This window comes from Streptomyces sp. NPDC057694, assembly GCF_042799415.1.
Lineage (GTDB): Bacteria > Actinomycetota > Actinomycetes > Streptomycetales > Streptomycetaceae > Streptomyces.
Genome location: NZ_JBHVIX010000020.1, coordinates 1 through 19344 on the forward strand (window position 1 = coordinate 1; position 19344 = coordinate 19344).

A 19344-nucleotide genomic window follows, 5' to 3' on the forward strand; every position below is an offset into this window, starting at 1 on the left:
AAGTGCGCATCTCCAGGGGCGCGGGGAACTGCGCGACCAGCCCCCACCGGCCCGCACACGACCGACAACCCGAAAAGGGGCGCGGGGAACTGCGCGAGAAGCCCCACCGGGCCGCAGACGGGCCGCGTGCTACTGGGTGCTCTTCTTCTCCAGTTGGAAGGCCTCGTTGCCCAGGCCGATGCGGGCGTGGGCCTGGGGGTTGCGGCGGCGGAGGATCAGGCTGTGGGCGATGCCGGCAAGCGCGGCGAGGACGATCAGGCCGGGCAGCAGCCAGTTCAGCGCCGAGTCGGGGCCGGAGCCGACGAGCACGTCGAAGTCCTTGACGGTGTAGCCGGCGATGACCAGCAGGGCCGCGCCGGAGACCGCGGAGGCGGCAAGCCGCCACCCCTGAGCGGCAGCGGCCCCGCGCCGCACGAAGAAGACGATGACCGCGACCGACGCGACGGCCATCAGCAGGATGACCCCGAGCGCGCCCACATTCCCGCCCCAAGTGAACAAGCGCAGGACGGGCGCCGTCGGATCCCCCGCGCCGCCGGAGTCGGTGACGGCGAAGGCCATGACGACGACCGCCGCGATCACGGTCTGCAGCACCGACCCGGCGCCGGGCGCCCCGCTCGCACTGTGGGTGCGGCCGAAGACGGCGGGCAGCAGCCCCTCGCGGCCCATGGCGAACGCGTACCGCGCGACGACGTTGTGGAAGCTGAGCATCGCCGCGAACATCCCGGTGATGAACAGGACGTGCACGATGTCCGTGAACGTGGTGCCGAGACGGTCCTCGGTGAGGCCGAAGAGCAGGCCCGCCGACTGCTTCTGGGCCTGGCCCACGATCGCCGAGGGGCCGGTGGCCACCGTCAGCGCCCAGGAGCTGATCGCGAAGAACACGGCGACGCCGCCCACCGCCAGATACATGACGCGCGGCACGAGGATGTGCGGGCGGCTGGTCTCCTCCGCGTAGACCGGCGCCTGCTCGAAGCCCGCGAACGCCGCGATGCAGAAGCACAGGGCGGTGCCGATGCCGACGCCGGAGAGGGTGTCCGGGTTGAACGCGTGCAGGGAGACGCCCTCCTTGCCCGGGTCGCCGAGCGCCGCGATGTCGAAGACCACCACGAGGGCGACCTCGATGAGGAGCAGCACGCCGAGCACCCGCGCGTTGATGTCGATCTTCAGCAGGCCGCACACGGCGACCACGGCGACGGCCACGAGCGCCGGGATCCACCAGGCGATCTGCACGTCGAGGTGTTCCTGCGCGAGGGCGGACACCTCGAAGCCGAAGATGCCGAAGATGCCGACCTGGAAGGAGCTGTAGGCGAGGAGGGCGACCAGCGCCGCCGCGGATCCGGCGGTCGGGCCGAGACCGCGGGTGATGTACGCGTAGAACGCGCCGGCGTTGTGGACGTGCCGGCTCATCTCCGCGTAGCCGACGCTGAACAGTGCGAGGACGACACCGAGCACGAGGAAGAGCAGCGGCTGCCCGACCGCGCCGACCACGGCGAACGTGGTCGGCATGACACCGGCCACCACCATCAGCGGCGCCGTCGCGGCGAGCACGGAGAGCAGCAGGCCCGCCGTGCCGAGCCGTCCGGCCCGCAGCGCGCTCTCCTCCCCCTTGAACGTGGCTATGCCCGGATCCTGTGCGGTGTCACTCGTGCTCGATCTGCCCGTCGTCATCGCGGGGCCGTCCCTTCCGATGGAGTAGCCGATGGTGTAGCGGGTGGAGCAGGCACGGGGTCACACCGCGCCGAGCGCGGCGTCGCGCGCGGCGACGAACGCCGCGTACGGGTCCTGGTCGCCGTACGACCACGGGGCCGCCGTGATGTGCGGTCCGATGCGGTGGAACAGGGCGGCCGCCTCGGCCGGCCGGCCCTCGCAGTACTTGGCGTGGGCGAGGAAGTTCAGGTCGATGCGGCCGCGCGGGTGCACGACACCGGCCCGGCCGTAGGGGTCGCCCCACTCCAGCCACCAGTCGAAGGCGGCCTTCATGACGAGGCGGGCGCGTCGCCCGGCCCAGTGCCCGGAGCGTTTCGGATCGCCGGGCACCGCGCCCGCCCGCGCGAGCACCCGGAACCGCTCGGCGTGCGCGACGACCGGCACCACGGCGAGCGGCGAGCCCGGCGGGGCCTGCTCGGCCGCCCAGGCGGCGAAGTCGTACACCTCGTGCAGCGGGTCCTGCCCGGCGTCGGGGCGCCGCTCGGCGAGCCTGGCCACCATCAGATGGTGGGCGTGATGGTGCACGGGATGCCGGTGGCGCACCTCGTCGAAGAGCCGTACGACGTCCTCCTCGCGGCCCACCTCCCGCTCCAGATGGAGCAGCCCGAGCCAGGGAGTGGGGTCGTCGGGCACCAGCTGCGCCGCGTCGAGACACGCGGTGCGGGCCTGGTCGGCGCCGGTCTTCCCGCCGACGGCGCGGTGTACGGCGGCCAGGGCGAGCAGCACCGACGCGTCCGTGGACTCGGGTTCGACGAGCAGCCAGTCGCCGGCCCAGGCGCTCGCCGTGGGCTCCCGGGCGAGCCCCATGAGGCGGTGGCCGCGGCGGTCCCAGTCGTCGCCGGTGGCGGCGAGCAGCGCGCGGGCCTCGGTCCAACGGCCCTGGGCGAGGGCCGTACGGGCGGCCACGAGGTCACGGTCGTCGAGTGCGGGGTCGTCGAAGCCCGCGGGGTACCCGGGCTTCCTGCGGGAGCGCCCGAGCGGAGGCGGGGGTGGGGGCACCGCGACGGTTCCTCTTCGGCTCTTCTTCGGCTCTTCGGATCTCGGCGGATCTCTCCGGCTCCGCGCGACGCTGCGCGGCCAGGTCAATGATCACGGACAGCAAAGCGGTAGCGGCCGCTCCACGTCAAGGGTGATCGAGTGACGGAGTTCACCAACTCACCAATGGCATATGCGAGTTGCGGTTGTCGTCACTTCAACCTCCCTCGTCAGAGCGTCAGTTGCGGCGGTGACACGAGTACAGGAAGCCGCGGGCCGGTCGCGGAAGGGCGCACTCCCGTGGGGCGGGTAGCGCCGGGGGGCGCTATCGTCGGCCCATACCCACCCCTGCTTCTCCAGTCCGCAGTCCGCAGTCCGTAGAGGTGCGCAGCGTGTCGGTCCTCGTACTCGTCCTCGCCGTGAGCGCGGCATTCTGCCTGGGCACCGGTTTCGTCCTCCAGCAGAACGCGGCGGCGCACGCCCCGCTGGGGGACTTCCTCTCCCCGCGCCTGCTCCTCGACCTCGTGCGGGTGCCGCGCTGGCTCGGCGGCATAGGGCTGATGGTGTGCGGCATGGTGCTCGGTGCCGTCGCGCTCGGGCAGGGCGAGGTGACCCTGGTGGAGCCGCTGCTCGCGACCAATCTGCTCTTCGCGCTGATGCTGTCGCGCCGGCAGACCAGACAGCCGCTCGGCCGGCAGGGCTGGGCGGGTCTTGTACTGCTCGCGGGGGGCGTCACCGCCTTCATCGTGGCCGGGCAGCCGCGCGGCGGCAGCGCGGTCACGGATCCGCTGCGGCACTGGCTGATCATCGGCGTGATGGTCGGCACGGCCCTGCTGCTCGCCGCTCTCGCGAAGCGTTCCCGGCTGAGCGCGGGCCCTGCGCTGCTCGCGGTGGCCGCCGGGCTGCTGTACGGGGTGCAGGACGCGCTGACCCGGGTGTGCGGGCAGCGGTTCTCGGGCGGGGGCATGGCGGCCGTCTTCTCCGGCTGGCAGCCGTACGCGGTGATCGCGCTCGGGGTGACGGGGCTGGTCCTCGTACAGAGCGCGTTCGAGACGGCGCCGCTGCGGATGTCGCTGCCCGCGCTGACTGCCGCGCAGCCGTTGGCCGGGATCGTGTGCGGGGTGGGGTTCCTCGGGGACCGGCTGCGGGCCGATACCGGGGCGCTGGCCTGGGAGGCGGTGGGGTTGGCCGGGATCGTGGTGGGGGTGGTGCTGCTGGGACTGCATCCCGCGATGCCGGGCGCTGCCGCGCGGGGGCGGGTGCGGGCGGGGGCCGGGGTTTAGGGGTGGGGGTGCGGGGTCGGGTGCCGGGTGCGTCGTGGCTGGTCGCGCAGTTCCCCGCGCCCCTGGGTAGTTCGTCATCTGCCGGCCGGTGGCCGCTTCTCGCGCAGTTCCCCGCGCCCCTGGGTAGTTCGTCATCTGCCGGCCGGTGGCCGCTTCTCGCGCAGTTCCCCGCGCCCCTGGGTAGTTCTTCGTCTGCCGGCCGGTGGCCGCTTCTCGCGCAGTTCCCCGCGCCCCTGAGGCAGGCGCTGCGCGCCGCCTCCCCCTGAGGCTGCGCTTCGCGCGCCTCTCCTGAGGGGTGGGGCTCGTCTCCGCCTTGGGCAGGGGGCGCGGCTCTGATGAGATGGCGCACGGAGTGCGCATCTCAGGGGCGCGGGGAACTGCGCGACCAGCCCCCACCGGAGCCGCGGACGGACGACGGCCCCGCCGCGCGTAGCCTCGCCGGTATGGACCCCGCTGAAGAGATCCTCGACATCGTCGACGACCAGGACAACGTCACCGGCCAAGCCCCCCGCGGGGACGCGTATGCGCGCGGGCTGCGCCACCGGTGCGCGTTCATCCTGGCCAGAAACCCGACCGGCGAGGTCTTCGTGCATCGGCGCACCGCCACGAAAATGGTCTTCCCCGGGATGTACGACATGTTCGTCGGCGGCGTCGTCGGCGCGGGCGAGACCTATGACGAGGCCGCGCTGCGGGAGGCGGAGGAGGAGCTGGGGGTCAGCGGGCTGCCGCAGCCGACGCCGCTGTTCCGGTTCCTGTACGAGGGTGACGGCTCGCGGGGCAGCTGGTGGTCGGCCGTGTACGAGGTCACCGTCGATCTGCCGGTGCGACCGCAGGCCGAGGAGATCGACTGGTACGCGTTCCTGAGCCTCGACGAGCTGGAGCGGCGGCTCGGCGACTGGGCGTGGACGCCGGACAGCCTGGCGGCCTTCGACCGGTGGAGGGCGCACCGGTGACCCGGAGGTAGTGTCCTGCCGGTGATCGATTTCGTGCGTAACATCCGCCTCTGGTTCGCGCCCGAGCGCATCAGGGACGAGGGCGATACGCCCGACTACCGTTTCTCGCTCGCCAACGAGCGGACCTTTCTCGCCTGGGTCCGGACGGCGCTGGCGCTGATCGGCGGCGGGTTCGCGGTGGACCAGTTCCTGCCCGATCTGCGCTGGGGCTGGCGGGTCGGCCTCGCGCTCGCGCTGCTCGCCGCCGGGGTGCTCTGCTCGTTGCGGGCCGTGAGTCACTGGGTGCGGTGCGAGCGGGCGATGCGGCGCGGCGACGATCTGCCGGTGTCCCGCTTTCCGGCCGTGCTCAGCCTGGTCGTGGCGCTGGTCGCCGTGGCCATGGTCGTGGTGGTGCTCGTGGGCTGGGAGGGGTGAGCCGTGGTGGACGGCGCCCGGCGTGATCCCGGGTTGCAGCCGGCGCGGACGCGGCTGGCGTGGCGGCGTACGACGTTGTCGTGCACCGTGGCGGCCGTGCTTGCCTTCAAGACCGTGCTGCACGGTTCCGTCGGGGTGGTCGAGTGGACGGCTGCCGCGCTGGTGCTGCTGGTGTGGCTCGGCTTCCTGGGCGTCGCGCATCGCCGGATCACGGGGCTGGCTCTGAATGAGGCGGCGCCGCCGGTGATGTCGGTGCGGGGGGCTGTGACAGCGGCCTTGTGCACGGTGGCACTGGCCGTTTTCGCCGTGGCCCTGGTGGTCTGACCGGCGCGACCCCGGTGACCGCCGTTCGCGCAGTTCCCCGCGCCCCTGGGTAGTTCGTCATCTGCAGGCCGGTGGCCGCTTCTCGCGCCGTTCCCCGCGCCCCCGAGGCAGGCGCTACGCGCCGCCTCCCCTTGAGGCTGCGCTCCGCGCGCCTCCACACGGGGCAGGGGCGCGCGTTCGCCCACGGGCAGGGGGCGCGCCTCCACCCGAAACAGAGGCCGCGCCTCCACCTTGGGCAGGTGGCGCGCCTCCACCCGAAACAGAGGCCGCGCCTCCACCTTGGGCAGGTGGCGCGCCTCCATCCGAGACAGTGGCCGCGCCTCCACTTTGGGTGGGTGGCGCGCCTTCATGGAGACAGCGCACGAAGTGCGCATCTCCAGGGGCGCGGGGAACTGCGCGAGAAGCGGCCACCGGCCCGCACCCGAACGACAACCGATAAGGGGCGCGGGGAACTGCGCGACCAGCCACGACGAGAGCCGCACCCGAACGACAACCCAGGAGCGCGGAGCGCAAGCGCGACCAGCCACGACGCGGCCCGCAGACGGAGAACAACCCCCGCCGGGGCCTTTCGCTCGCGCGGGCGGACAGGGCACCGTGGACCACCCGCGGACCGCCGTGCGAACGATCACGTTTCCGCCAGCCACTGGACGACATACCGACTGGTCGGCATGATGAGTCGCACCCGTCCCGGATTCTCGGAGGACCACGATGAGTCACCCCCCAGGTCTCGATCTCGACCAGCTGCGCGCCCACCTCGATCGCGAGCGGCCCGGCCTGGTCGGCGGCCCCCTGTCCGGGCGGCTCATCGAGGGCGGGCGGTCCAATCTCACGTACGAGGTGAGCGACGGGACGTCGAAGTGGGTGGTCCGCAGGCCGCCGCTCGGGCATGTGCTGGCCACCGCGCACGACATGAAGCGCGAGCACCGGGTCATCGCGGCGCTGCACGACACCCCCGTGCCGGTGCCCGAGGCGCTGCTGCTGTGCGAGGACGAGAGCGTCGTCGGGGCGCCGTTCTATGTCATGGAGTTCGTCGAGGGGACGCCCTACCGGAGCACCGAGCAGCTCGCCCCGCTCGGCGCCGAGCGGACCCGCGCCGCCGTGCTCGGGCTCGTGGACACGCTCGTCGATCTGCACGCGGTCGACCCTGCCGAGGTGGGCCTGGCGGACTTCGGGCGGCCCGACGGCTTCCTCGACCGTCAACTGCGGCGCTGGGGGAAGCAGTTGGACGCTTCCCGCAACCGTGACCTGGCCGGTATCGACGAGCTGCACGCCGCCCTCGGGCGCTCGCTGCCCGACTCCCCCGCCGCGACGATCGTGCACGGCGACTACCGCCTTGACAACGTCCTGGTCCGCCAGGATGCCGACGGCGTCGACCGGATCAAGGCCGTCCTGGACTGGGAGATGTCGACACTCGGCGATCCGCTGACCGACCTGGGGCTGCTGGCGATGTACAGCGCCCGGCTCGAACTGCCCGACTCCCCCATCTCCACGACGGCGGCGGCCGCCGGGCATCCGGCCCCGGCCGAGCTGATCGAACGGTACGCCGCGCGCTCGGGGCGCGACGTGTCCGCGGTGTCCTGGTACACGGCGTTCGCCTGGTTCAAGCTCGCCGTGATCCTCGAGGGCATCCACTACCGCTACACGCTCGGTCAGACGGTCGGCGCCGGGTTCGACCGGATCGGCGAGCTGGTCCCGGTCTTCATCGAGCACGGCACCGACACCCTCCAGAAAGGCTGACGCGCATCATGGACTTCGCATTCGACGCCCGTACCGAGGAGCTGCGCGGCAAGCTCCTCGCCTTCATGGACGAGCACGTCCACCCGGCCGAGGCCGTCGCCGCCGAGCAGCGCGCCGCGCTCGGCTCACCGTGGGAGACCCCGGCCGTGGTCGGGGAGTTGAAGGCCGAGGCGCGCCGGCAGGGCCTGTGGAACCTCTTCCTTCCCGATGCCGAGCACGGCGCCGGGCTGACCAACCTCCAGTACGCGCCGCTCGCCGAGATCACCGGCCGCAGCCCGCAGTTGGCGCCGACCGCGCTGAACTGCGCGGCGCCCGACACCGGGAACATGGAGGTGCTCGCCCAGTTCGGTGACGACGCGCAGAAGAAGCAGTGGCTGGAGCCGTTGCTCGCCGGGGAGATCCGCTCCGCGTTCGCGATGACCGAGCCGGAGGTCGCCTCCTCGGACGCCACGAACATCACGACCCGGATCGAGCGCGATGGCGACGACTACGTCATCACGGGCCGGAAGTTCTACATCTCGGGCGCGATGAACCCGAACTGCAAGATCTTCATCGTGATGGGCAAGACCGACCCCGACGGGCCCGACATCCGGCGCCAGCAGTCGATGGTGCTGGTCCCCCGCGACACCCCCGGGGTGGAGGTGCGGCGGGCCATGACCGTGTACGGGTACGAGGACCACTGGCACGGCGGGCACGCCGAGGTGATCTTCGACGGGGCCCGGGTGCCGGCCGGCAATCTGATCGGCGAGGAGGGCGGCGGCTTCGGCATCGCCCAGGCGCGGCTCGGTCCGGGCCGTATCCACCACTGCATGCGGCTGATCGGCATGGCCGAGCGGGCCATCGACCTGATGTGCCAGCGGGCTGTGGCCCGTACCGCGTTCGGCAAGCCGCTGGCCCAGCAGGGGGTCGTGCAGGAGTGGATCGCGGACGCGCGGGTGGCCGTGGAGCAGTTGCGGCTGCTGGTGCTGAAGACGGCCTGGCTGATGGACACCGTCGGCAACCGGGGCGCCCACACCGAGATCCAGTCGATCAAGATCGCGACTCCGCGGACCGTCGTCGACATCATCGACAAGGCCGTGCAGTTGTACGGGGCCGGTGGGGTGTCGCAGGACTATCCGCTGGCGGAGTTGTGGGCGGGGGCGCGGACGCTGCGCTTGGCTGACGGCCCGGACGAGGTGCACCAGCGATCGCTGGCTCGCCGGGAGCTGAAGCGGTTCGTCTAGGTCTCGTCCTCGGGCGCGGGTGCTCTGTGGCTGGTCGCGCAGTTCCCCGCGCCCCTGAGATGCGCACTTCGTGCGCCATCTCATCAAGAGACATGCGCTCCGCGCACCCCCTGGGCGAGCGAAGCTCGCCTCAGGGGCGCGGGGAACTGCGCGAGAAGCGGCCACCGGCCGTCAGCCGACCGACAACCCGACAAGGGGCGCGGGGAACTGCGCGACCAGCCACGACGCAACCCGCACCCGACCGACGACGCCCGCAGAGTTACGGCCTAAGGGCCCGCAGCAGCAGCTCCGCCAGTTGGTCGGCGAGTTGCTGTGGGGTGAGGGGGCCGTTGGGGCGGTACCACGTGGACAGGTGGTGGATCGAGCCGAAGTGGTAGTCCACGACCAGGTCCGCGGACGGCTTCGAGGAGAAGACGCCGGTCTTCTGGCCCTCCTCGATCAGCGCCCGGAACCGCTCGTGGTACCGACGCCGTTCAGCCCGCACCTGCTTGTTCTTCTCGGGGCTGAGATGGTGCATGGACCGGAAGAAGATCGCCGCGTCGTCGAGGTTCTCGATCGTCGTGACGACGACGTCGGCCGCCGCCTCGCGGAGCCGCTGCTCGACCGGCTCGTCCCGGTCGGCGAAGGCGTCCAGCCGCTCCTGCTGGAGGCGGAGCAGACGCGCGTACACCTCGTGCAGCAGATCGTCCTTGGACCCGAAGTAGTGGTAGAGGGCGCCTTTGGTGACGCCCGCGGCCTCCACGATCTCCTGGACGGAGGTGCGGTCGTAGCCCTGCTCGGCGAAGAGCCGGGTGGCGGCCGCGAGGAGGCGCTGCGGAACGGGTGTGCCGTCGCCGCCCGTCGTCGTCCTGGGCACTGCCGCCACCTTCCTTTCGCTGTCTGTCGACTAACCGTGTGCGGAGGGAGAACGCAGCTCCCGTCGGAGGATCTTCCCACTAGCCGTCTTGGGCAGCTCGCGCAGGACCTCCACCTCACGGGGATATTTGTACGCCGCGAGCCGCTCCTTGCAGTAGGCGGCCAGCTCCTCGGGGGTCGCCTGCGCGCCAGGGCGCAGGCTGACGTACGCCTTCACGCTCTCGCCGCGGTAGGCGTCGGGGATGCCGACGACGGCCGCCTCACGGACCCCGGGGTGGGTGTAGAGGACGTCCTCGACCTCGCGCGGCCACACCTTGAACCCGGACGCGTTGATCATGTCCTTCTTGCGGTCGACGACGTACAGCCAGCCGTCCGCGTCCATGAAGCCGATGTCGCCGGTGCGCAACTCCCCCTCGGGGAAGCCCTCTTCGGTGGCTTCGGGGCGGCGCCAGTAGCCCGGCACGACCTGGGGGCCGCGGACCGCGATCTCGCCCTGCTCGCCGAAGGGCACCTCGTGACCGAGGTCGTCGAGGATGCGGACCACCGAGTCGGGGCCGGGGACGCCGACCGCGAGGGTGCCGGAGACCGGGTCGACCGGGGCTTCGGTGCCGGGTGGCACGGACGCGCAGGGCGCGGTGCACTCGGTGAGGCCGTAGCCGTTGTGGATGTACGGGCCGAAGGCGTCGCGGAACTTCTCCACCAGCGCGGGCGGCACCGGGGCGCCGCCCGAGGAGATCGACGAGAACGACGCGAAGTGTTCGCGGGTGGCCTGCGGCTGGGCGGCAAGGGCCATGAAGGCGGTGGACGGGCCGACCGTGTACGCGGGCATGTGCTCGGCGAACGCGTCGAGGACGACGCCCGGCTCGAAGCGGTAGGCGAGGGCGAGGGTGCCGGCGTTGGCGAAGGAGGCGACCAGTTCGCACACCATGCCGGTGATGTGGAAGAGCGGAGCGAGCGCGAAGTAGGTCGCGCCCTCGGGCAGCCCGAGGCCGGTGCGCTGACGCTCCGCGTTGTACGTGATGTTGCGGTGCAGGTTGGTGGCGCCCTTCGGGGCGCCGCTCGTCCCGGAGGTGTAGCTGATCAGCGCGATGTCGTCGCCGGTCAACTCCCGTCCGGCAGGTGGCTTGTGGCCCGCACGGGCGATGGTGACGAGGTCGTCGGCGTCCGTCGCGGCCGGAGTGACGCGCTCGAAGTTCAGCACCCGCTGGTCGCCGCGCGTCTGGAGGTCGAGTTCGCAGGCGGTCAGCACGATCCGTACGGGAGAGTCCGCGGCGGTCTCGCGCAGATACGCCTCCCAGGCGCGGTCGGTGCAGACGAGCCCGGTGACCTCGGCGTCGTGCAGGACGTGGCCGACCTCGCCCGACTTGTACATCGGGTTGACCGGGACGACGACGGCGCCCGCCTTGAAGGCGCCGAGCAGCGCGATCACGAAGTGCGGCGAGTTCTGGAGCATGACCGCGACACGGTCGCCGCGGGCCAGGCCGCGCTCGGCGAGGTGCCCGGCCACCGAGTCGGACAGGGCGTCCACCTCGGCGTAGGTCAGGCGGCCGTCGAAGTAGGCGAGGGCGGTGGTGTCGGGGGCGCGGCGGACGGCGTCGGCGAAGGCGTGCGCGACGGAGGCGGCCGGGGTGACGGGGGCCTTCTGCGCGTCGTTGAGGACGCCGAGCCAGGGCCGCGCCGCATAGATCGATTCCACGGTCGGGTCGCTCACTGGGCGGCCTCCCACTTCTGCTGGATGTGGTTCATGTTCGTCAGCCAGCGGTCGGGGACGGCGGCGCGGGCCGTGTAGTACTCGGCGACCTCGGGGTGCGGCAGGATCAGGAAGCGGTCCTCCGCCATGCCGGCGAACAGCGCGTCGGCGACGTCCGCCGGCTCGATCGCGGTCGGCGCGAGGACCAGGTCACCGGCGGAGCCGGACGCGGTGAGCATGTCGGTGCGCACGCCCTGCGGGCAGATCGCGTGGACCTTCAGGCCGCGGTGGCGGTACGTGAGCGAGAGCCACTCGGCGAAGGCGTACGCGCCGTGCTTGGTGACGCTGTACGGGGCCGCCCCGACCATGCTGAGCAGGCCTGCCGCGGAGACGGTCGAGACGAAGCGGCCGCTGCCCCGCTCCAGCCAGTCCGGCAGCAGGGCGTGGGCGGCGCGGACGTGCGCCATGACGTTGACGTCCCAGGCCGCCGCCCACACCTCCTCGGGGGCCGCCTCGGTGCCGCCGGAGGCCAGGCCCGCGTTGGCGCAGTAGATGTCGACGCTGCCGCCGAGGGCGTCACGGGCCTGCTCGACCACGGAGGAGGCGTCTCCGGGCACGGCCGTCCCGCCGATCTCCGCGGCGACGGCCCCGGCCTTGTCGGCATCCAGGTCGTTGACGACGACCCGGGCTCCCGCGGCCGCGAACCGGGCGGCGAGCGCGGCGCCGATGCCGCCCCCCGCGCCGGTGACGACGACTGACTGGCCTTGCAGACTCTCCACGATCGGTCTCCTTCGACACGACTCGGGCACGACGTGATCGGCTCGTTGCCCCAGCAGACTAACCAGTCGGTATGGAGTGGTGGAAGGGGTTCGGACCTGGTGATCCGCGGAGGTTCGTTGCCCGGGGTTCGTTCCCCGGGGGCCGCCGACGGGCTAGCGTGCATGGCCATGCCAGTTCCGATGATCACGGAGGTTCCTGCATGAACATGTCGAGACGGGTGCTGCTCGCGGCGGGGGCGGCGGGCGCCGCGAGCGCCGGCGCCGCCGGGTCGGCCCGGGCCGCCGGGCGGGGCGGCGGGGGCCGGCCGCTGCGTACGGGCTTCGAGCGGCTGGAGGGGGACGGCTACCGGCTCCTCGACGGCCAGAAGGTCGGCGTCGTCACCAACCCGACCGGCGTCACCCGCGACGTCCAGCACATCGTGGACGTGATGCACGCCGACGGACGCGTCGACCTGAAGGCGGTGTTCGGCCCGGAGCACGGCTTCCGCGGCACCGCGCAGGCGGGCGGCTCGGAGGGCCGCTACGACGACCCGGCGACCGGACTCCCGGTCTACGACACGTACTTGAAGAGCGGCCAGACCCTCGCGGACATCTTCACGGCGTCCGGCGTCGACACGGTCGTCTTCGACATCCAGGACGTGGGCGCCCGCTTCTACACGTACATCTGGACGCTGTACGACTGCATGGAGGCGGCGCAGCTCGCGGGCAAGAAGTTCGTGGTCCTCGACCGGCCGAACCCGATGACGGGCCGGGGCGCCTACGGGCCGGTGCTGCACAAGGAGTTCGCGACGTTCGTCGGCCGCCGGGAGATCTCCCAGGCACACGGGATGACCGTCACGGAGCTGGCCCGGCTGTTCAACGGCGAGTACCTGACGCACCCCGTCGAGCTGGCCACGGTCACGATGTCCGGCTGGCGGCGCGACGACTTCTACGACGCCTCGGGGCTGCCGTGGGTGCCGCCCAGCCCGAACATGCCGACGCCCGACACCGCGCTCGTGTACGCGGGCACCTGCCTGTTCGAGGGCACGAACCTCTCCGAGGGCCGCGGCACCACCCGCCCCTTCGAACTGCTCGGCGCCGAGGGCATCGACCGGTCGTGGGCCGCCGCGGCGAACGAACTCGCGCTGCCCGGAGTGCACTTCAGGGAGGCGTACTTCGCGCCGACGTTCTCCAAGTTCCAGGGCAAGACGATCGGCGGCGTACAGCTGCACGTCGACGACCGGGTGTCCTTCGACCCGGTGCGCACGGGCGTCGCGCTCCTCGTCACCGCCAAGCAGGTCTGGAAGGACTTCGCCTGGCGCTCGGACAACTGGATCGACAAACTCACCGGATCGACGCAGGTCCGCACGATGATCGACGGGGGTGCCTCGACCGACGAGGTCGTGGGGGCCTGGAAGCGGGAGCTGGCCGCGTTCCGGGCCGTGCGCGCCCGCTATCTGACCTACAGGTAGGCGCCCCGGAGGGGGCGCGGGGAACTGCGCGCTCAGCCACAACGAAAGCCGCGGACGCGTCTGCTCATGCACCGAGCAGACGCGTCCGCGGCTTTTCGTCGGTTGCTCGCGCAGTTCCCCGCGCCCCTGGCGGGGCTTGTCTCACGCCACGAGACAACTCGTCCCACCCATTGACTGGTACATACAGCTAACGCGACAGTGCACTGCGTGCTCAAAGATGACTCCATCAGGGAAAACACCGCCCACGCGGCGCAGCCGGAGAGCCTGCGCCGCGTCGCCGTGGCCAGTTTCATCGGTACGGCCATCGAGTTCTACGACTTCTACGTCTACGGAACGGCCGCCGCGCTCGTCCTCAACGACGCGTTCTTCCCGAACCTCTCCGACCTGAACGGCACCCTCGCCTCCTTCTCGACGTACGCCGTCGCGTTCGCCGCCCGGCCCATCGGTTCGCTGGTCTTCGGCCACTTCGGCGACCGCGTCGGCCGCAAGTCGGTGCTCGTGGCGTCGCTGCTCCTGATGGGCCTGTCCACGGCGTGCGTGGGGCTGCTGCCCGGCTACTCCACGCTCGGCGTGTGGGCGCCGATCCTGCTGGTCCTGCTGCGCTTCCTCCAGGGCGTCGGGCTCGGCGGCGAGTGGGGCGGTGCGGCGCTGCTCGCCGTGGAGCACGCGCCGCGCGGAAAACGCGGGCTGTTCGCCGCGTTCCCCCAACTCGGCCCGTCCGTCGGCTTTTTCGCGGCCACCGGCATCTTCTGGCTGCTGTCGGAGACGCTGTCCGACGACGCGTTCACGTCGTGGGGCTGGCGGGTGCCGTTCCTGCTGTCCTTCCTGCTCGTCGCGGTGGGCCTGTTCGTCCGCCTGAAGATCAGCGAGACGCCGGTCTTCCAGCAGGTGATGGACCATCAGGAGGCCAGCCGGGCACCGGCTCTCGAAGTGTTCAAGCGGCATCCGAAGGAGATCCTGCTCGGCGCGGGCGGCATGATCATCGCGTACGGCCTCTTCTACACGGCCACCACGTACTGCCTCGCGTACGGCACCAAGACGCTCGGCGTGCCGCGCGGCACCATGCTCACCACTCAGCTCGTGGCGTGCCTGTTCCTGGCCGCCGGCACCTGGCTGGCGGCGACCCGCTCGGACGCGGGCGGCCGCCGGAAGACCGTGCTGATCGGCTCCGGGATCGCGGTCGTGTGGGGCCTGGTCCTGTTCCCGCTGATGGACACCGAGCAGCCGGTGCTCATCGCGCTCGCGCTCGGCGGCGCCCTGTTCTGCATGGGCGTGGTGTACGGCCCGATGGGCGCCTATCTCCCGGAGCTGTTCGGGGTGCGGGTGCGGTACTCGGGCGCCTCGTTCGCGTACAACCTGGGCGGGGTGCTCGGCGGCGCGGTGTCGCCGCTGGTGGCGACGCGGCTCCAGGGTTCCTTCGGCTCGGCGTCGGTGGGCTGGTACGTGAGCGCGATGGCGGTCGTCTCGCTGCTGTGCGTGCTCGCGCTGCCGGAGACGCGGGAGCGCGAACTCTCCTAGTACGGCACCTCCTCGTACGCGAACTCGCTCATTACACGCGGACTTTGACGGGGCATATGGCCAACCTCCGGACCCGGCGGGACGATGCGGCACACGCACGGAACTGCCACGGGGGTTGGCCATGGCCGCACCGGAAGTACATGTACGTCCCTACTGGGAGCTGTCGTTCGACGCCGACGGGGATCCCGACCCGGGCCGACTGGACGCGCTGCTGCGCGGGGTGCGCGAGCGCGGGGTGCGGGACCTCGTCCTCTTCGCGCACGGCTGGAACGACGACCACGACACCGCGACCCGGCTCTACGACCGCTTCTTCGCGCCGTTCCCGTCCCTCGCGCCGGGCGCGCACCTCGGCTATGTCGGCGTGCTGTGGCCCTCGATGCGGTTCACGGACGAGCGCATCCCGGACTTCGCCCCGGCGGCCACCGCGGGTCCCGCCGTACCGCGGACGGCCCTGGACCAGGAGACCCGGCAGGCGCTCGACGCGGTCTTCCCGGGGCACGCCCCCGTCGTCGACCGGCTGGCCGGGCTCCTCGACGAGCAGCCGCCGGACGCGTTCGACGAGTTCGGCGGTCTGGTACGGCAGTTGACGGGGGTACGGACGGACGGGATCGCCGCCGACACGGTCCCGGAGCTGTCGGCGCACAGCGCGCTCGCCATGTTCCAGCAGGACACCCGGGACATCTGTCTGCGGTTCTCCGACGCGCTGGCGGAGACCGCGCGGGACGTCACCTCGTTCAGGCTGCCGGACGGTCTGTCCAAGGCGTGGAACGGCGCCCATGAACTCCTGCGCCAGGCGACGTACTTCGCCATGAAGCGGCGGGCGGGGACGGTCGGCCAGAAAGGGCTCGGACCGGCGCTCGGGCGGCTCGCCGCCGAGGCGCCGCAGGTGCGGGCGCATCTGGTCGGGCACAGTTTCGGCGCGCGGCTCGTGTCGTTCGCACTGGCCGGACTGCCCGCGCAGGCGCGGAACGTGAAGTCGGTGACGCTGCTGCAAGGCGCCTTCTCGCACTACTCGTTCGCGCGGCGTGGTGTTCTGGGCGGTCGGCAGGCCCGGATCGACGGCCCGCTGGTGGGCTGCTACTCCCGTTTCGACACGGCGCTGGGCGTGCTGTACCCGCTGGCCTCCTGCCTCGCGGGCGACGACCGCGGCGCCGTCGACCTCGGCCTGCGCTGGGGCGCGCTCGGGCACGACGGGATCCTGGAGGTGAACGGGTCGGTGCGGAAGTCTCTGGCCGAGGTGCTGGGGGCCGGGGTACCGGGGTCGGGATGCGTGAGCGTGGACGCGTCCCAGGTGGTGCGCAACGGGCCGCCGCCGTCGGGCGCCCACAGCGACATCTGCCATCCGGAGCTGGCCCGGGTGGTCCTCTCGGCAGGCCGGGTGGCAGCCCCGTAAGGGACGCGGGGCCGCCGTGTCGACATGCGGCCCCGCGCCCCCGAAGAGCTACCGGTGTGCCGGGAACTCCACGACCTGCTGGTAGGTCGGCCGGTTCTGCCACTGCATCGAGCGGTGGGTGATCCCGCCGAGCGCCCGGTGGACGATGGTGTCCGCGCACCACTGGTCCCCGGCCTTGCAGGTGTCGTCACCGGGGTAGACCTCGGTGGCCGGCTTCGCGGCGGCCGTCGTCAGGGTCTTCAGGAGGGCGTCCCGGCAGGCGGACAGGTCACCGGCGCCGCAGTACTGCGCGCCCAGCTTCCCCTGCACCGGCTGGCCGAGCACCGACCGCAGATCCTTGTCGACATAGCCCCACCAGCCGTACTGGAACGAGGATCCGGCGTGCGAACCCGTCGGCCCGTGCCCGGCGGACGGCGCCTCGTCCACGGTCAGTTCGCCGGTCAGCGCCTGGTAGAGGTCGTCGCCGAGGCCCGGCTTGAACTCGGCCTCGACCAGGAGCGGCCACCACGCGTCCATGATCCGTACGGCGTCCGGGTGCGCGTACGTCTTGGAGCCCGCGGACGTCTGGTTGCGCTGGGCGCCTCCCTTCACCCATGCCTCCAGCTGCTGCACGGCCTTCGCCTGCGCGGGGTCGTCGACCGGCTTGCTGCGGATCACCTTGAGGATCTCCGGCAGCACCTGTTCGCCGCGCAGATCGGTGACCGCCGACTCCTCCATGGCCTGCGTCAGCGAGGCCCGGGTGACACCGCCCTGCGCGGTGAGCTTCTTCACCCGGTCGTCGAGCAGGTTGGCGCGCTGCACGGCGCCGAGGCTGAAGTTGGCGGCCCCGAAGCCCTTGGCCTGCTTGTTGTTCCAGGAGACGTAATAGTCCTGGTTCACGGAGTTCGGGTGCTGGTCCGGCGGGGTGTACGCGGCCGTGTTGTCCGCCGGGTCGAAGTCCTTCCACTCGTAGGCCGGTTCGGCCTTCACGGGCATCGAGCCGTCGACGTCGGCGGCGCGCACCGGATTGCTGCCGCTGTTGTAGTACGCGATGTCGCGCGAGTCCGCGTAGAACCAGTTGAAGGCGTAGCTGATGTGCTGCGCCGCCTTCTCGAAGGACGCCGCGTCCTTGACGTACGACGGGTCGTTGAGCATCTGGAAGCCGATGATCGAGTCGGCCTCGTGCCGGTAGGTGGAGCGCAGCGCGGCGTACGCGACGGGTTTGCCGCCGACCGTCGCGCGGTGCGTGACGATGCCGTACTTCGTGCGGAAGACCTGCATGCGGTAGGAGCCGGCCGCCGTGGAGTCGGCGACCGTCGGCTTCCAGGAGTTCTTCTTCTCCAGCTTCTCCATCGGCGTGCAGGTGCCGTGGTAGAGGTACGACGTGGACTGCTTGGTGGGCGTGGAGCCGTCGGCCTCGCACAGCTGGACCGCGTAGGTGTCCGTGATGTCCTGTCCGGCCGAGGTCGCCGACCAGGAGTAGTCCTGGCCGCGGCCGAGCTGGATGTACATGCCGACACCGGCGAAGGAGACACCGCGGGCGCTGATGCCGGGGCCCTGGAGCTCCTGCATCATCAGCAGCTGGGGCGCGAAGTAGCCGGTCTGCGGACCGAACACGGCGACCGGATGACCGGACGCGGTGTGGTCGCCGGAGACGAGGAGGGCGTTCGACATGCCCTTCCTGGTCCCCGTGTCGTTGCCGGCGAACAGGTCGGCGGGGAGCACCCCGTCGTCGTACATGCCCTGGAGCGGTTTGAGGTTCTTCGGCGCCTTCACGGGGTCCTCGGCGATGCTGTCGCCGGACTTGGCGGAGGCCGTGGCGGCCGAGCCGGTTCGGTCGTGGACGACCTGCTCGCTCTGGACGGATCCCTTGTCGGGCAGGGCCTGGCCGCGCGCGTTCGCCGGTTTCTGGCCGTAGGGGAAGCTCGTGCCGTCGTGGATGGTGCTGACGGCCTCCGGGTCGTCGCGGCCGCGGAAGGACTCCCAGACCTCGGTGCCCTTCTGGACGCCGTACTTCTCCTGCGCCTGCATCAGCGAGAGGGCCTGGCCGACCTCTCCCCCGCCGCCGTTGCCGAACAGGCCGCCGACCACCGAGGCCAGCGCGATCATGTCGGTCACCTTGAACGGCTGGATCTCGCCGATGTTCGTGATCGCGTCGACCTTGCCGGTGAGCACGTACTCACCGGGGAAGTAGCGGCCGTTCTTCGACTTGACCCGGTAGGCGTTGAGGCCGTCGATGTAGGCCTGCGCGTCGTCCATGGCCTGCTGGCCGCGCGTGCCGCCCTGGGTCTTGATGAAGTCGACCTGCTTCTGCAGATCGTCCTCGGTGTACGGGGCCTGCGGCCAGAATTCCTGTTCGAGTCCCTGGTTGGCCAGCGCGCCGCCCGCGAAGGACGTCAGCTCGCCGCGGCCGATGTGCCGGAACAGGTCGATCAGCCACATGCGGTCCTGACCTGCGGCGAAGCCGGCGCCGAACTCGGTTCCGTAGCGCGTGGAACCTTTGATGTGGGGTACGCCGTTCTTCTTGTCACGGGTGATGGTCACATCGTCGCGCGGGCGCGTGACGGAGGCGACCGACCCGTCCGGTACACCGAAGGAGGAGTCGTTGAAGAAGTTCGAGAGTGTGTCGTCCGTGAGCGACGGGTAGCCGGACGAGAGCGCGTCATAGGGACCGAGCTGATCGTCAGCGTGCTGCGGCTGCGTGCCGAACAGCTTGTTCCCGAGGATCTCGGCGAGCGTGGCGCTGCCGTTCGCCCCGGGAGGCAGTATGTCCGAGCACTGCCCTTGGCAGTAGTCGGTGACCGGGACGGGCTCGTCGGCGGCGGCACTCGCCGCCGGGGTCGTCAGTGGGGAAAGCAGTCCCGCGGTGAGCAGGAGGGCCGCGGCGGCCGTAACTCTCCGCAGAGGACCGCGCGTCCTGCTGGTCGCTCTGTTCAGGGTGGTGCGTGGAATGCGTCGTCGCATGCCTGGTCCTCCCGACGATGGGTGTGCCGGAGGTTACCGGCGGTTAGCCAACGACAGAAGATGAACATGCGTCACGTTTTCGGAATCATCACAGGGATC

General features: G+C 71.3%; 15 protein-coding genes. 9 read left to right on the top strand and 6 right to left on the bottom strand.

Annotated features, from left to right (window positions below; translation table 11 throughout):
- Window positions 1–129: 129 nt before the first annotated feature.
- Complete coding sequence (locus tag ACFVDP_RS32105; protein WP_383497465.1) at window positions 130–1668, bottom strand: APC family permease; 1539 nt, start codon at window positions 1666–1668, stop codon at window positions 130–132.
- Between the two features lie 60 nt (window positions 1669–1728).
- Window positions 1729–2706 carry a hypothetical protein gene (locus ACFVDP_RS32110; protein WP_383497467.1) on the bottom strand — a complete coding sequence of 326 codons (978 nt, stop codon included), beginning with the start codon at window positions 2704–2706 and terminating at the stop codon, window positions 1729–1731.
- Between the two features lie 368 nt (window positions 2707–3074).
- Here ACFVDP_RS32110 and ACFVDP_RS32115 point away from each other — a divergent pair, with 368 nt between their 5' ends.
- From ACFVDP_RS32115 to ACFVDP_RS32140, 6 genes are all read left to right on the top strand, one after another.
- Window positions 3075–3965, top strand: coding sequence for a DMT family transporter (locus tag ACFVDP_RS32115; protein ID WP_383497469.1), 891 nt, complete (start codon window positions 3075–3077; stop codon window positions 3963–3965).
- Window positions 3966–4408: 443 nt separating this feature from the next.
- The gene (locus tag ACFVDP_RS32120) at window positions 4409–4918 is read left to right on the top strand and encodes an NUDIX hydrolase (protein WP_383497471.1); all 510 of its coding nucleotides are present in this window, start codon (window positions 4409–4411) and stop codon (window positions 4916–4918) included.
- Window positions 4919–4939: 21 nt separating this feature from the next.
- Window positions 4940–5332 (top strand): YidH family protein, encoded by a 393-nt coding sequence (locus tag ACFVDP_RS32125; protein WP_383497474.1) that lies wholly within the window; start codon window positions 4940–4942, stop codon window positions 5330–5332.
- A 3-nt stretch (window positions 5333–5335) separates the two neighbouring features.
- Window positions 5336–5656, top strand: a complete 321-nt coding sequence (locus tag ACFVDP_RS32130; RefSeq protein WP_383497476.1) for a DUF202 domain-containing protein — start codon at window positions 5336–5338, stop codon at window positions 5654–5656.
- Between the two features lie 708 nt (window positions 5657–6364).
- Window positions 6365–7393 (top strand): phosphotransferase family protein, encoded by a 1029-nt coding sequence (locus ACFVDP_RS32135; RefSeq protein WP_383497477.1) that lies wholly within the window; start codon window positions 6365–6367, stop codon window positions 7391–7393.
- Window positions 7394–7401: 8 nt separating this feature from the next.
- Window positions 7402–8616 carry an acyl-CoA dehydrogenase family protein gene (locus ACFVDP_RS32140; RefSeq protein ID WP_383497479.1) on the top strand — a complete coding sequence of 405 codons (1215 nt, stop codon included), beginning with the start codon at window positions 7402–7404 and terminating at the stop codon, window positions 8614–8616.
- 259 nt (window positions 8617–8875) lie between these two features.
- Here the strand turns inward: ACFVDP_RS32140 and ACFVDP_RS32145 are convergent, their stop codons facing one another.
- Genes ACFVDP_RS32145 through ACFVDP_RS32155 form a run of 3 tightly spaced genes read right to left on the bottom strand, consistent with a single transcriptional unit; the run spans window position 8876 to window position 11943 of the window.
- Window positions 8876–9472: a TetR/AcrR family transcriptional regulator gene (locus ACFVDP_RS32145; protein ID WP_383497481.1), complete on the bottom strand. Its 597-nt coding sequence runs from the start codon at window positions 9470–9472 to the stop codon at window positions 8876–8878.
- A 30-nt stretch (window positions 9473–9502) separates the two neighbouring features.
- Window positions 9503–11182 carry a class I adenylate-forming enzyme family protein gene (locus ACFVDP_RS32150; protein ID WP_383497483.1) on the bottom strand — a complete coding sequence of 560 codons (1680 nt, stop codon included), beginning with the start codon at window positions 11180–11182 and terminating at the stop codon, window positions 9503–9505.
- Window positions 11179–11943 (bottom strand): SDR family oxidoreductase, encoded by a 765-nt coding sequence (locus tag ACFVDP_RS32155; RefSeq protein WP_383497729.1) that lies wholly within the window; start codon window positions 11941–11943, stop codon window positions 11179–11181. Before ACFVDP_RS32155 ends, ACFVDP_RS32150 begins: the two co-directional genes overlap by 4 nt.
- A gap of 197 nt (window positions 11944–12140) precedes the next feature.
- Here ACFVDP_RS32155 and ACFVDP_RS32160 point away from each other — a divergent pair, with 197 nt between their 5' ends.
- The 3 genes from ACFVDP_RS32160 to ACFVDP_RS32170 all read left to right on the top strand — a co-directional run bounded on the left by ACFVDP_RS32160 (window position 12141) and on the right by ACFVDP_RS32170 (window position 16302).
- Window positions 12141–13391: an exo-beta-N-acetylmuramidase NamZ domain-containing protein gene (locus ACFVDP_RS32160; protein WP_383497485.1), complete on the top strand. Its 1251-nt coding sequence runs from the start codon at window positions 12141–12143 to the stop codon at window positions 13389–13391.
- 207 nt (window positions 13392–13598) lie between these two features.
- Window positions 13599–14909 carry an MFS transporter gene (locus ACFVDP_RS32165; RefSeq protein WP_383497487.1) on the top strand — a complete coding sequence of 437 codons (1311 nt, stop codon included), beginning with the start codon at window positions 13599–13601 and terminating at the stop codon, window positions 14907–14909.
- Between the two features lie 121 nt (window positions 14910–15030).
- Window positions 15031–16302, top strand: a complete 1272-nt coding sequence (locus ACFVDP_RS32170; RefSeq protein ID WP_383497489.1) for a serine-threonine protein kinase — start codon at window positions 15031–15033, stop codon at window positions 16300–16302.
- Between the two features lie 48 nt (window positions 16303–16350).
- On the opposite strand, the gene ACFVDP_RS32175 is transcribed toward ACFVDP_RS32170, so the two are convergent.
- Complete coding sequence (locus ACFVDP_RS32175; protein WP_383497491.1) at window positions 16351–19245, bottom strand: penicillin acylase family protein; 2895 nt, start codon at window positions 19243–19245, stop codon at window positions 16351–16353.
- Window positions 19246–19344 lie beyond the last annotated feature (99 nt).

Excerpts from the sequence above, each read along its gene's own strand:
- ACFVDP_RS32105 (WP_383497465.1), bottom strand. The coding sequence starts at position 1,668 with ATGACGACGGGCAGATCGAGCACGAGTGACACCGCACAGGATCCGGGC.
- ACFVDP_RS32120 (WP_383497471.1), top strand. The coding sequence starts at position 4,409 with ATGGACCCCGCTGAAGAGATCCTCGACATCGTCGACGACCAGGACAAC.
- ACFVDP_RS32135 (WP_383497477.1), top strand. The coding sequence starts at position 6,365 with ATGAGTCACCCCCCAGGTCTCGATCTCGACCAGCTGCGCGCCCACCTC.
- ACFVDP_RS32140 (WP_383497479.1), top strand. The coding sequence starts at position 7,402 with ATGGACTTCGCATTCGACGCCCGTACCGAGGAGCTGCGCGGCAAGCTC.
- ACFVDP_RS32160 (WP_383497485.1), top strand. The coding sequence starts at position 12,141 with ATGAACATGTCGAGACGGGTGCTGCTCGCGGCGGGGGCGGCGGGCGCC.
- ACFVDP_RS32170 (WP_383497489.1), top strand. The coding sequence starts at position 15,031 with ATGGCCGCACCGGAAGTACATGTACGTCCCTACTGGGAGCTGTCGTTC.
- ACFVDP_RS32175 (WP_383497491.1), bottom strand. The coding sequence starts at position 19,245 with ATGCGACGACGCATTCCACGCACCACCCTGAACAGAGCGACCAGCAGG.